The sequence below is a fragment of the Bacillus sp. SD088 genome (assembly GCF_017355205.1).
Lineage (GTDB): Bacteria > Bacillota > Bacilli > Bacillales > Bacillaceae_C > Lederbergia.
This window is the reverse complement of record NZ_JADIJK010000007.1, coordinates 80,757-94,625: the sequence shown is the minus strand read 5'-3', so window position 1 is coordinate 94,625 and position 13,869 is coordinate 80,757. Positions and strand designations below refer to the sequence as shown.

Sequence of the window (13,869 nt, the reverse complement as noted above, 5' to 3'; positions counted from 1 at the left end):
GACTTGGTCCAATTTATCGTCTTATAGGCGCTTTCGCTTGAATCTTTATGAGGATTAAATTAACATTTAGATAATACGAATGATGCTGAGGAGGTTATGTATGTCCATTGAGAATCCAGACCGCAAGCAAATCGCTGAAATTCTTCATAAGGCAAAAAGGATCGCTGTTGTAGGGGTAAGTCAACAACCAAGTCGTACTTCCTATTCAGTAGCCAAAGCAATGAAGGATGCTGGCTATGAGATCATTCCAGTCAATCCTACAGTAGATGAGGTCTTTGGCATAAAAGCTGTACCTTCTTTAAGAGAGATCGATGGACATGTTGACATCGTAAATATTTTCAGACGACCAGAATACTTACCAGAGCTTGCCAAAGAATTTGATGAGATTGATGCCGATGTATTTTGGGCCCAACTTGGCATTGAGAACCAAGAAGCTTATGACTTTTTAACAAACAAAGGATATACCGTTATCATGAACCGCTGTATTAAAGTGGAACATGCAATAACGAGATCAAAATAAGCGCAGAGTGGCGCTTATTTTTTTACATAAAGGAATCCATCGAATGCTACAGTGATTTGCCAAAATCGATCATTCAGTTATATTATAAGACATATGTGTTCTATTATGGTACGATAGATAAGGGAACGTACGTTTTTGTGAAGGCGTAGAAATTAAGTCCTTTGCGATTATTTGTGCAGTTTTGAAAGGGGAAGTTTGTGTGACCGATCTTAAAAATAAAGAATTTGCATATAATGATGATTCTATACAAGTATTAGAAGGTTTAGAAGCCGTTAGAAAACGCCCAGGGATGTATATTGGGTCAACGGATACACGTGGTTTGCATCACCTCGTATATGAGATTGTAGACAATTCTGTAGATGAAGCGTTAGCGGGCTATGGAAATGAAATTACAATTACACTTCATCGTGATCAGAGTGTGACTGTAGAGGACAAGGGACGGGGTATGCCCACTGGGATCCATCATACTGGTAGACCAACAACCGAAGTTATCCTTACCGTTTTACATGCCGGAGGGAAGTTTGGGCAAGGTGGTTATAAAACAAGCGGAGGGCTCCACGGGGTAGGAGCTTCCGTGGTAAATGCTTTATCAGAGTGGTTAGTTGTGACAATAAAACGAGATGGCTTTATTTATGAGCAGAAGTTCCATCAAGGTGGTAAACCAGAAACAACACTAGAAAAAATAGGATCAACGAAACAAACTGGGACAACAATCCACTTTAAGCCAGATCCTAGCATCTTTAGTGTGACAGAATATAATTATGATACTTTATGTGAAAGGCTACGAGAATCTGCTTTCTTATTAAAGGGATTAAAGATTGAGATTAAGGATCAGCGTTTTGACCAAAAAGATGTCTTTTTCTATGAAAATGGAATTGAAGCTTTTGTTGAATATTTAAACGAAGATAAAGATCGCCTACACCCGGTTGCTTATTTTGAAGGCGAAGCAAATGAAATTGAAGTAGAATTTTCCTTTCAATTTAATGATGGCTTTTCCGAAAATATGCTTTCGTTTGTCAATAATGTTAGAACAAAGGATGGGGGCACTCATGAAGCAGGGACTAGGGCTACTATGACAAGAGTGTTTAATGACTATGCCAGAAAAACAGGATTATTAAAGGAAAAAGATAAAAACCTTGAGGGAACAGATATCAGAGAAGGATTGGCTGCTATTGTTTCAGTTAAAGTTCCAGAAGGAAAATTACAATTTGAGGGTCAAACAAAAGGAAAACTCGGAACCGCAGAAGCACGATCAGCAGTAGACACAGTGATCTCTGAACATTTATCCTATTTTTTGGCAGAAAATCATGATGTGAGTGCATTATTAACGAAAAAAGCCATCAAGGCATCTCAGGCGCGAGAAGCGGCTCGTAAAGCTCGAGAAGAAGCACGTAGTGGGAAAAAACGCCGTAAAACGGAAGCCATTCTTTCAGGGAAGTTAACGCCTGCTCAGTCCCGTAACCCACAAAAGAATGAGCTTTATTTAGTGGAGGGTGATTCTGCGGGGGGATCAGCCAAGCAAGGTCGAGATCGGAAGTTTCAAGCTGTTCTCCCTTTGCGTGGGAAAGTCATCAACACAGAAAAAGCCAAGCTACAAGATATCTTTAAAAACGAGGAGATTAACACCATTATTCATACGATTGGTGCCGGTGTTGGACCTGATTTTAATTTAGAAGACATAAATTACGATAAAGTTGTGATTATGACGGACGCTGACACAGATGGAGCTCATATTCAAGTATTATTACTGACATTTTTCTATCGCTATATGAAACCATTAATGGAAGCAGGGAAAGTGTTTATCGCTCTCCCGCCTCTTTATAAAGTAAGCAAGGGGAGCGGGAAAAAGGAAACTATTGAATATGCTTGGACAGATGAAGAATTGGATGGTGTCATTCAAAAGGTTGGGAAAGGGTATATGCTCCAACGCTACAAAGGTCTTGGTGAAATGAATGCCGATCAACTGTGGGAGACAACAATGAATCCAGATACGAGGACGCTTATTCGTGTTCGGATTGATGATATTGCCCGTGCTGAAAGAAGAGTGACAACCTTGATGGGGGATAAGGTAGAACCACGCCGAAAATGGATCGAAAACAATGTTCAATTTGGATTGGAAGAAGACCAAAGTATTTTAGAAAATGATAATTTGATGGTAGATGGGGGCCCTGAGGTATCGTGAGTATTCAAGAAAAATTTCAAGATTTAGCACTAGAAGAAGTCATTGGCGATCGTTTTGGCAGATATAGTAAATATATTATTCAAGACCGTGCATTACCGGATGCCCGAGATGGCTTAAAACCGGTTCAACGACGTATTCTATATGCGATGCATATGGAAGGAAATACAGCGGAAAAAGGATTTCGGAAATCAGCTAAAACAGTCGGGAACGTCATTGGGAACTACCATCCACATGGTGATACTTCTGTCTATGATGCGATGGTGAGAATGAGTCAGTCATGGAAAGTTCGTAATATGCTTGTTGATATGCATGGAAACAACGGAAGTGTGGATGGAGATCCAGCTGCGGCAATGCGTTATACAGAAGCAAGATTATCGAAAGTTTCTTCAGAGCTTTTAAGAGATATTGAAAAACGAACGGTCGATTTTGTCCCTAATTTTGATGACACCTCTTCAGAACCAATTGTCCTCCCAGCGCGTTTTCCAAATTTACTTGTCAATGGATCTACTGGAATTTCTGCCGGATATGCAACGGAAATCCCACCACATCATCTTGGGGAAGTGATTGATGCAGTGATTATGCGCATGGAAAAGCCGACTTCTCAAGTTGAAGATTTAATGACGGTAATCAAAGGCCCTGATTTTCCAACTGGAGGAATCATTCAAGGGGTAGATGGCATAAAAAAGGCGTATGAAACCGGACGAGGAAGAATTATTGTTAGAGCGAAGACAGAGATTGAAACGATTCGGGGAGGAAAAGAACAAATCGTCATTACAGAAATCCCTTATGACGTCAATAAAGCTAGTCTTGTAAAAAGGATGGATGAATTCCGGATTGATCGTAAACTTGAAGGGATTGCTGAGGTTCGAGATGAAACAGATCGAACTGGTTTAAGAATTGTAATAGAATTAAAAAAAGAAGCCGATTCGGAAAGTGTTTTAAATTACTTGTTCAAAAATAGTGATTTACAAGTGAATTATAACTTCAACATGGTGGCTATTGACGAACGCAGACCTAAACTAATGGGGCTTTGTCAGTTGTTGGATGCCTATATTGCTCATCAAAAAGAAGTGATTACAAATCGCTCTCGATTCGATCTTGAAAAAGCAAAAGAACGGCATCATATTGTCGAGGGACTAATGAAGGCACTTTCTGTGTTAGATGAAGTGATTGCCACAATCAGAGCTTCTAAGGATAAACGGAATGCAAAAGATAATTTAATCGCCAAGTTTGCTTTTACCGAAAAGCAGGCAGAAGCGATTGTTTCGTTGCAGCTTTATCGACTAACTAATACCGATGTCACGGCTTTACAAGCTGAAGCGGAGGAATTACTAAAAGCAATTAGTCGGTTATCAGCTATTCTTGAAAGTGATAAGAAATTATTATCTGTTATAAAAAAAGAATTAAAGGAAGTCAAAAAGAAGTATCAAGATGAACGAAGAACAGTCATTGAGGAAAAGATTTCCGAGATTAAGATCAATCTTGAGGTCATGATCCCTAGTGAAGATGTGATTGCCACCGTAACGAAGGGAGGATACATTAAGCGAACAAGTCTCCGCTCCTTCGCAGCTTCTAATGGTCAAGAACTTGCTATGAAAGAAACAGACCGTCTGCTATTGCAGCAAGAAGTGAATACGACAGATACGTTATTAGTCTTTACCAATAAGGGGAATTATTTATATTTCCCTGTTCATGAATTACCTGATATTAGATGGAAAGATATGGGACAACATATAGCTTCTCTTATTCCGATCGAACGCGATGAAGAAATTGTAAAGGTCATTCATGTAAAAGAATTTGAGGAAGCAATCAACCTTGTTTTTGTAACGAAACAGGGAATGGTGAAGAAAAGTTCACTTGCCGCCTATAAAGCGATGCGCTATTCAAGGCCGCTTGTTGCCATTAATATAAAAGAGCAAGACGAGTTAATTGACATCTTTTTAACAGACGGTCAGCAAGATCTTATCTTCGCGACCCACTTTGGTTATGTACTTTGGTATCCTGAATCGGAAGTAGGGATCATTGGACCAAGAGCGGCAGGTGTTAAAGCAATTAGCTTAAAACAGGGAGATTTCGTCATTGGAGCGGAACCTATCTCAATAGATGGTTCTCCAACTGAAAAAGCAATCTGTATTGTCACTCACCGAGGAGCGACTAAGAAAATGCGTCTCTCCGAGTTTGAGCGGGCGGCACGAGCGAAACGCGGCCTCGTCACATTAAGAGAATTAAAGAATAACCCGCATCGTTTGATTGGCATGAAGGCCGTAGAAGAGCAAGATGAGCTTATTGTAAGAACAGAAAATGGAAAAGAAGAAACTATTCTGGTATCTACTCTTAGATTTAATGACCGCTACTCCAATGGGTCTTTTATAATCGATGAGAAAACAGACGGGAAAGCGACCCTTCTCTATAGAAAAGCAACCAACAACAATAATAATGAATGATTCGAGCAATAAAGGCATCAAGTACAGGGAGAGAATGTACTTGATGTCTTTTTCTGTTTATCATTTGATTAAAAAGGGATAAAGCAAAAAATTTAATTTTTTCAAGAAAGTTATAAATATACTATTGTATTTATTTTTATTCACAGTATAATAATAAATATCCAATAAAATTTAAAGATTAACTTGATAAAGACACTGATTAGATGAATATGAGTATGAAAAGTTATACTCTAAATATACAGTTATGGACGAATTCATAGGAGTGAAATCAATGAAAATAGGCATTGTGGGTGCGACAGGTTACAGTGGAGCGGAATTACTGAGGATTTTACAGGTACATCCAGAATTCTCGATTACCTCTTTATACACATCATCCCAGCATGGGAAAAATATAGAAGAACATTATCCTCATTTAACTGGACTAATCCCACAAAAGTTAGAAGAGATTGATCCAGCAAAAATGGCGAAAGAAACAGATTTAATTTTCTTAGCCACCCCATCGGGAATTGCTTCTAAATTAGCACCGCAACTGGTGGAAAATGGCTGTTCAGTCATTGATTTATCTGGGGATTTTCGGATCAAAAACCAAGCGGAATATGAACAATGGTATAAGAAAGAAGCAGCTAATTCATTTTGGCTTGAAGAAGCTGTCTATTCATTACCAGAACTGAACCGGGAGAAAGCAAAGGGTGCAAGGTTTATTTCAAATCCAGGGTGTTACCCTACAGCTACGATATTAGGCCTTGCACCACTAGTGCAGGAAAAATTGTTAACGGAAAATTCAATCATCATCGATGCAAAATCAGGTGTTTCTGGTGCTGGGCAATCCGCAAGCTTAGCTACTATATACAGCGAATTAAATGAAAACTTGAAAGTATATAAAGTGAATCAACATCAACATATACCAGAAATTGAACAAATGCTAGGAAGCTTAGGCTACGAATCTCCGATTACATTTCAGACACATTTAGTTCCAATGACAAGGGGAATTATGGCAACAATATATGGAAATATAGATACGAAAGTAACAAAGAACGAAATTTGGGAGCTTTACCAACAAGCTTATGCTGATGAACCTTTTGTGAGGCTAAGAAAGCTAGGGACTTTTCCCACAACAAAAGAAGTAGCAGGTTCTAATTGCTGTGATATCGGGATAGATTTCGATGAACGAACTTCCAGGGTCACCATTGTTTCAGTGATTGATAATTTAATGAAAGGGGCTGCGAGTCAAGCAGTTCAAAATGCAAATATCATGTTTGGGTTTGATGAAACTTTAGGACTTCAGTTTAGTCCTGTATATCCATAGACTAGTTTTAGAGGAGTGTTCAAAATGAATGTAGCTAGTAAACAGCCAATTTCAAAAGTAACAGAGGGGAGCATTGTATCACCTCAGGGTTATTCTGCTGCTGGCCTTCACACGAAGGTAAAGTATAAAAGGAATGATTTAGGAGTTTTATATAGTGAGGTTCCTGCAGAGACTGCTGCTGTTTATACATTGAATCAAATTATTGCTGCTCCTCTTCTTGTTACAAAAGAAAGTATTGCTAAAGAAGGTAAAATTCAAGCAATCGTGATTAATAGCGGGAATGCAAATGCTTGTATGGGAAAGCAAGGATATTTAGATGCTGAAACGATGAGAACATCGGTTTCTGAACGATTTTCCATTCAAGAGCATTTCGTTGCAGTTGCATCAACTGGAGTAATCGGCGAAAAAATGCCGATGGATAAAATTATTTCTGGAATCGAGAAGATAACACCAGAAAAAACGAATCAAGCAGCTTATGACTTTAATGAATCTATTTTAACAACGGATACTTGTATGAAATCGACTTGTTATGAAACGTATATTGATGGTAAGAAGATTACAATGGGAGGATCGGCGAAAGGCTCTGGAATGATCGCACCTAATATGGCGACAATGCTAGGATTCATTACGACAGATGCCAAGATCTCTCATCAACATTTGCAAACAGCGCTCCAAGACATTACGAATGAAACCTTTAACCGTATCACAGTCGATGGTGATACATCGACAAATGATATGGTGCTTGTCATGGCAAATGGTTTAGCTGACAATCATACACTTTCACCAGCTCATGATGAGTGGGAAACCTTCAAGCAATTATTGAAGCAAGTTTGTGAAGATCTTGCGATTATGATTGCGAAAGATGGAGAAGGGGCAACAAAGTTAATAGAAGTACAAGTGCATGGAGCAATGACTTCTAGTGATGCTGGAAAGTGTGCTAAGACAGTAGTCGGCTCTGATTTGGTCAAAACAATGGTCTATGGCTCTGATCCGAATTGGGGACGCTTAATGATGGCGATTGGAAGAAGTGGGATTACATTAGATCCTCATGCTATTGACATTGAAATCGGACCATATGCATTACTTGCAAAAAGTGAGCCAGCTCATTACAACGAAGAACAATTAAGTCAGTATTTAAATAATGAAAAGGTAGAAATTACGATTCATTTAAATATGGGAGATGGTTCTGGTAAAGCATGGGGCTGTGATCTTACCTATGATTATGTCCGCATCAATGCTAGTTACCGCACGTAATTGGAGGGAAATCAAAATGGAAAAGATTATTGTCATCAAATGCGGTGGCAGCATGATTGATGACCTATCTGAAAAATTCTTTATGGATATAAAAAAAATGCAAGAACACGGATTTAAACCGATTATCGTCCATGGTGGTGGACCTGCTATTAATCGATTACTGGAGAATTTACAGATACAGTCAGAGTTTATTAACGGCTTAAGAAAGACGACAGAGGAAGTCATGGAAGTTGTAGAAATGGTTTTATCAGGAAGTATTACAAATAAAATTGTTCGTTCAATGCATGCAAATGGAATTTCTGCCATTGGGATGACAGGATCTGATAGTGGCTTAATCCAAGCGGAAGCGAAGGATTTTGAGAAGCTGGGCTTTGTTGGTGAAGTAACGTCCATTAATCGTGAGCTTCTATTAAATTTACTATCTATGGATCTAGTTCCTGTCATTTCACCAATTGCGATTAGTGAAAATTCAAATCAATATTTTAATGTGAACGCAGACTCTGCGGCGGCAGCCATTGCGGTAGCTATGAATGCTGACAAGATTTTATTCGTAACAGATGTACCAGGCATTTTAAAGAATAAACAAGTTATGGAGACCGTTTCTCAAAATGAAGTTCAAACACTTATCCAAGAAGGCGTGATTACGGGTGGAATGATCCCTAAAGTATTAGCCGCTCTTAAAAGTCTTGAAGGTGGAATGAATCGAGTAATGATTGTCAGTGGGAAAACACCTTTATATAGAGAAGGACATTTTATTGGCACGACAATTTTAAAAGCAGAGAAAGTGGTGAGCTTCGGATGACCGATTTATTTGAAAATTACGGACGTTGGGATTTAGAACTAGTATCTGGGAAGGGTACGACTGTTGTTGATATAAACGAGACGGAATATTTGGATTTTACATCTGGCATCGGGGTTTGCAACTTAGGTCATTGTCATCCAGAAGTTGTAGAGGCGTTAACGAAACAGGCCAGTCGATTATGGCATATGTCCAATTTATTTAAAAGCTCTCTGCAAGAGGAAGTGGCAGAGCAGCTCACAACATTCTCAAACGGAAATGCCGTTTTCTTCTGTAATAGCGGGGCTGAAGCCAATGAAGCAGCGATAAAATTAGCTCGGAAATATACAGGGAAATCAAAAGTGATTACATTTCAGCAATCTTTTCATGGACGTACTTTTGCGACAATGGCCGCAACAGGACAAGACAAAGTGAAGCAAGGCTTTGGAACCATGTTAGAAACCTTTGTTCATCTCCCTTTCAACAATAGCGAGGCGTTGGAAAAAGAGATCGATCAAGAAACAGCGGCAGTTATGCTTGAAATAATTCAAGGTGAAGGTGGAGTTCACCCAGCTACAGCAGAGTTTTTACAAGATGTAGAAAAATTATGTAAAAAGTATGGTGCCTTATTAATTATAGATGAAATACAAACCGGAATTGGGAGAACAGGAAAACCATTTGCTTATCAACATTACTCCATTTCCCCAGACATCATTACCTCAGCGAAGGGGCTTGGAAATGGTATTCCCGTTGGCGCTATGATTGGTAAGGAAAATTTAAAAGCAGCTTTTCCACCAGGTAGCCATGGTTCCACTTTTGGCGGTAATCCGCTGGCGATGTCTGCAGCTAAGAAGACACTTCAACTTATTTTTCAAGAAAAGTTCCTCGAAGAAGTGACGGAAAAAGGTGAGTATTTGGCGGATAAATTAGAAGAGGCTTTCTCTCATTGTGATTTCTTCAAAGGTATGCGTCATAAGGGCCTTATGCTTGGAATTGAGTTTTCGCAAGAGGTGGCTCCCTTTATGGCTGAACTAAGAAAAAATAGATTAATTGTATTAAACGCTGGGCCGAATGTTTTACGTTTTCTCCCCCCATTAACGGTAACAAAAACGGAGATTGATCAAGCGATTGAGGCAATGAAGAAAACTTTGCTGCAAACTGTATAAAGTAAATATTTTTTTGAAATAAAATGTATAAAAATTCATGTATAACTATAAAGATACAAGAGGAGTCGGTATGAATGAAGGGTGTAATTCAATTAGCAAATCATAAGCAATATACCGGCCAATGGCACGGAGATGTGTCCCATTGTAAAGGGGAAGTCATTTTTTATACAGGAATGGGTAATTTTTTAGAATTTATGACTGATCCGGAGACAAAAGGGAAAATTGTAGTTGCTACTTATCCAGGAGTGCTACATTCCCATTTCGATCCTGCTAAATTTGAAAGTGATGATTTACAGTTGACCGCTTTAATCATTCAACAGGAAATCTTTGGTCTTTCCGAAGCGGAGAATAACTGGCTTGCATTTTTTAATGAAAAAGGAATTCCGATTATGAGTGGAATGGATACACGCACAATCATTAAGCAGTTATTAAAGGATGGAGAAATGGCTGCTGAAATGACCGCTGATCACTATCATGTAGCATCCGCACTCGACGATCAGAAATCGATAATTCACGAAAAGACAAAAGTGTTAAATCCGACTGGAAAAACGAATCTAGTCGTCCTTAATTTTGGGATTAAAAAGTCATTACTCAATTGGCTAAAAGGGTTCCATTGCAAACTTACGATTCTTTCAGCTGAGACTTCTGCTTCCACTATTGCCGAACTCAAACCTGATGGTGTGATTCTTTCTGGAGGATGTGGCGATCCTGCTGATTATCAAGCGTATTTTGAAGACTATGCTAAAATAGCAGAATCATATCCTACACTTGCATTTGGTTTAGGTCATCAAATCCTCGCCCTTGCCTTTGGAGCAAGTGTGGAAAAAATGAAATGGGGACACAGAGGTTTCAAGCAAGCTATCCTTCATACTTCCTCGCAGCAGGTATATTTAACGAATCAGAATCATGGTCATCATATTTCCTTACAAAACCTAGAGAAGACAGGATTGACACCATCTTTCCTTTCCGTTCAAGACGGTGATATTGAAGGATTAATGCATAAGGACTTACCGATTACAACTTATCAATTTCACCCAGATGGAACAAATTTCAAATTAGAATCACTGATAAAAAACGCTTATTTTCAACAATTGGAACAAAGTAAAGGGGAAAAGCTGTATGCCGAAGCGAAATGACATCAAGAAAGTACTCGTGATTGGTTCGGGACCGATCATGATTGGGCAGGCTGCGGAATTTGATTATGCTGGTACACAGGCTTGCTTGGCGTTGAAAGAGGAAGGAATCAAAGTTGTATTGGTCAATAACAATCCAGCTACCATTATGACCGATGAACAAATAGCTGATACTGTTTATTTTGAACCCATGACAGTGGAAAGTATCGAAAGAATTATTGAAAAAGAAAACCCAGATGCGATTCTTGGAACCTTAGGAGGACAGACCGGACTCAATTTGACGGTTAAATTATATGAAGCAGGTATCCTAAAACAAAACAATGTTGAGGTATTAGGGACTTCACCTGAATCGATTCGTCAGGGAGAAGATCGGGAAGCATTTCGAGCTTTAATGCATGAGTTAAAGGAGCCTGTTCCAGAAAGTGAAATTATTCATACTGTTGAAGAAGCAGTAAATTTCGCTAACAAAATAGGTTATCCTGTTATTATACGACCAGCTTATACACTTGGTGGTGGAGGTGGAGGAATTGTTACCTCAAAGACAGAGCTGATCTCCGTTGTTAAAAAAGGGTTAGAGGCTAGTCCAATTACCCAATGTTTAATCGAAAAAAGCATTGCTGGTTTTAAAGAATTAGAGTTTGAAATGATTCGTGATGATAATGATACTTGTATTGCCATTTGTAGCATGGAAAATTTTGACCCTGTTGGGGTACACACGGGTGATTCGATTGTTATTGCTCCGCAGCAAACTCTAAGTAGCGATGAATATGCAACTTTGTATGAATCAGCGGTTAAAATTATTCGCGCATTAAAAATTATTGGCGGATGTAATATTCAATTTGCACAAGATCCAGATTCTAGCCAATATTATCTAATTGAAGTCAATCCAAGATTAAGCCGTTCCTCGGCCTTAGCCTCCAAAGCAACAGGGTATCCGATTGCGAAAATGGCTGCTAAGCTATCTCTTGGTTATCAGTTACATGAATTAACCAATCCAGTTACTGGTGTTACATTTGCAAGTATGGAACCCGTAGTCGATTATACAGTGGTAAAAATGCCGAGATGGCCATTTGATAAGTTTCACGAGGCTGACCGTAAATTGGGTACGCAAATGAAGGCAACAGGAGAAATCATGGCGATTGATCGTCATTTACCCGGTGCTCTTCAGAAGGCGATTCGCTCATTAGAAATGCCCACGTTAGGTCTTGAATTTAAAGGTCTTGCAGACTACCAGGATGAAGAATTATGGAAATCCATTCTTTTACCAGATGATCTCCGTCTTTTCTCGATTCTGGAATTGATGAGACGTGGTATTTCTGTGAAAGAAATACATGAAGCCACATCGATACAACCATTTTTCTTAGAAAATCTTGATTTCTTAGTCCAAATGGAGAAACAAATTAAAGCAACGGATATAGGGAAAATCGAAAAGGACTTTTTCCAAAAAGTGAAGGGACTTGGCTTTTCTGATGCTTGGTTAGCTCATACATGGCAAACAAGCTTAAAAGAGGTGCGGTTAAAGCAAAAAGCACTAGGATTACAGCCTGTTTATAATATGGTTGATTCATGTGCAGGGGTATATCCAGCTGCTGCTCCTTATTTTTATTCAACATGGAAAGGGGAAGGGGATCCATTCGAGAAGAAAGATAAACCAAAAATTGCGATCATTGGTTCAGGACCCGTAAGAATTGGCCAAGGAATTGAATTTGATTATTGCACAGTCCACGGTGTCTTAGCTTTGAAAAAGGCTGGTTATGAGGCAATACTGATTAATAATAATCCAGGTACTGTTAGTACAGATTTCCAAATAGCCGATCGCTTATATTTTGAACCTCTTTCCACAGAAGATGTACTTAATGTACTTGAATACGAACAACCTGATGGCGTGATTATCCAATTAGGGGGGCAAACGGCTATTAATTTAGCACAGGCCCTAGAAGAAAATGGTATGCCACTCCTTTCTATTTCACAAGAACAGATTGATACTTTGGAAGATCGTGATCGTTTTTATACACTGTTACAAAATCTGCAAATACCTCATATTCCAGGTGTTTCCGCAGCCAATGAAGAAGATTTATTGGCTAAAGTAGAAGAAGTGGGATTCCCGCTATTATTACGCCCTTCTTATGTTATTGGCGGGCAAGGGATGATCATTATCGAACAAGAAAAAGATTTGCAAAAGCAGTTAAATAAAATTGTTTATCCTGTGCTATTAGACGCTTATTATAAAGGAAAAGAAATGGAAATAGATGTCCTCTCAAATGGTCATGATATTTATGTTCCTGGCTTTTTTGAACATATTGAAAAAGCAGGCGTCCACTCAGGCGATAGTATGGCAGTAACACCGCCCATAACTATTACTGAACAAGATCAACAAAAAGCTTATCATTTTGCTGAAAAGATTGCTAAAGAACTCGGATTTAAAGGGATTTTTAATGTACAATTTGTCTTATATAAGGATGAAGTATATGTATTAGAGGTAAACCCTAGAGCTTCGCGTACGGTACCCATTATTAGTAAAATGACGGGTGTAAATTTGATTGAAGAATGTATTGATATCTTACTTGGAAAAGCTATTATAAGGGATGAACAGATAAAGCAAGATTATTATGCGATTAAAAACCCTGTTTTTTCTACAGGAAAGCTTGATGGTGTAGATCCTATTTTAACACCAGAAATGAAATCAACAGGGGAAGTTATTGCTTTTGGTTATCGTTATGATGAAGCTCTAACGAAGGCTGTAAACTGGGATGGCCATTCCATTCAGCAAAATACCGCGATCTATGTGGATAGTGACGAAGCGGATTTTACTCATATACAAGGGATTCTGAAAGAATATGATGTTGCCATCACGGATGCTCCTTTTAATGAATGGTTAAAAAATAGTAGAGGTTCTATTCTTGTCAGCTTCTTAGACACAGAAGATGCCGCGAACAAAAGAATGGCTGCATCCGCAGCACAGCATAAAGTCATCACAGAAATGGAAACATTAGTTGCATTTCTAAAAGGTATAAAGACAGAGGTCATTCCTCCCGTTTCTTTACATGAATGGCATCAGATTAAACAGAAAAAGAGAAGGTGATGTA

The 13,869-nt window shown here is 38.8% G+C and carries 9 protein-coding genes; all 9 read left to right on the top strand.

Annotated elements, in window-relative coordinates; translation table 11 throughout:
* The first annotated feature begins 100 nt into the window (after positions 1 to 100).
* The 9 genes from IPU53_RS08290 (at position 101) to IPU53_RS08250 (ending at position 13,865) form a co-directional block, all read left to right on the top strand.
* Positions 101 to 520 carry a CoA-binding protein gene (locus IPU53_RS08290; RefSeq protein WP_207449741.1) on the top strand — a complete coding sequence of 140 codons (420 nt, stop codon included), beginning with the start codon at positions 101 to 103 and terminating at the stop codon, positions 518 to 520.
* Between the two features lie 199 nt (positions 521 to 719).
* Positions 720 to 2,702, top strand: a complete 1,983-nt coding sequence (parE, locus tag IPU53_RS08285) for a DNA topoisomerase IV subunit B (protein WP_207449739.1) — start codon at positions 720 to 722, stop codon at positions 2,700 to 2,702.
* Positions 2,699 to 5,146, top strand: coding sequence for a DNA topoisomerase IV subunit A (gene parC, locus IPU53_RS08280; protein ID WP_207449737.1), 2,448 nt, complete (start codon positions 2,699 to 2,701; stop codon positions 5,144 to 5,146). The genes parE and parC overlap by 4 nt, the downstream gene beginning before the upstream one ends.
* Before the next feature lie 271 nt (positions 5,147 to 5,417).
* Complete coding sequence (gene argC / locus IPU53_RS08275; protein ID WP_207449735.1) at positions 5,418 to 6,452, top strand: N-acetyl-gamma-glutamyl-phosphate reductase; 1,035 nt, start codon at positions 5,418 to 5,420, stop codon at positions 6,450 to 6,452.
* 24 nt (positions 6,453 to 6,476) lie between these two features.
* Positions 6,477 to 7,706, top strand: coding sequence for a bifunctional glutamate N-acetyltransferase/amino-acid acetyltransferase ArgJ (argJ, locus tag IPU53_RS08270; RefSeq protein WP_207449733.1), 1,230 nt, complete (start codon positions 6,477 to 6,479; stop codon positions 7,704 to 7,706).
* 16 nt (positions 7,707 to 7,722) lie between these two features.
* On the top strand, positions 7,723 to 8,508 hold the full coding sequence (argB, locus tag IPU53_RS08265; RefSeq protein ID WP_207449731.1) for an acetylglutamate kinase: 786 nt from the start codon (positions 7,723 to 7,725) through the stop codon (positions 8,506 to 8,508).
* Positions 8,505 to 9,650: an acetylornithine transaminase gene (locus IPU53_RS08260; protein WP_207449729.1), complete on the top strand. Its 1,146-nt coding sequence runs from the start codon at positions 8,505 to 8,507 to the stop codon at positions 9,648 to 9,650. Before argB ends, IPU53_RS08260 begins: the two co-directional genes overlap by 4 nt.
* A 74-nt stretch (positions 9,651 to 9,724) precedes the next feature.
* Positions 9,725 to 10,786 carry a carbamoyl phosphate synthase small subunit gene (locus tag IPU53_RS08255; protein ID WP_207449727.1) on the top strand — a complete coding sequence of 354 codons (1,062 nt, stop codon included), beginning with the start codon at positions 9,725 to 9,727 and terminating at the stop codon, positions 10,784 to 10,786.
* Positions 10,770 to 13,865 carry a carbamoyl phosphate synthase large subunit gene (locus tag IPU53_RS08250; RefSeq protein WP_207449725.1) on the top strand — a complete coding sequence of 1,032 codons (3,096 nt, stop codon included), beginning with the start codon at positions 10,770 to 10,772 and terminating at the stop codon, positions 13,863 to 13,865. The genes IPU53_RS08255 and IPU53_RS08250 overlap by 17 nt, the downstream gene beginning before the upstream one ends.
* The last annotated feature ends 4 nt before the right edge of the window (positions 13,866 to 13,869 follow it).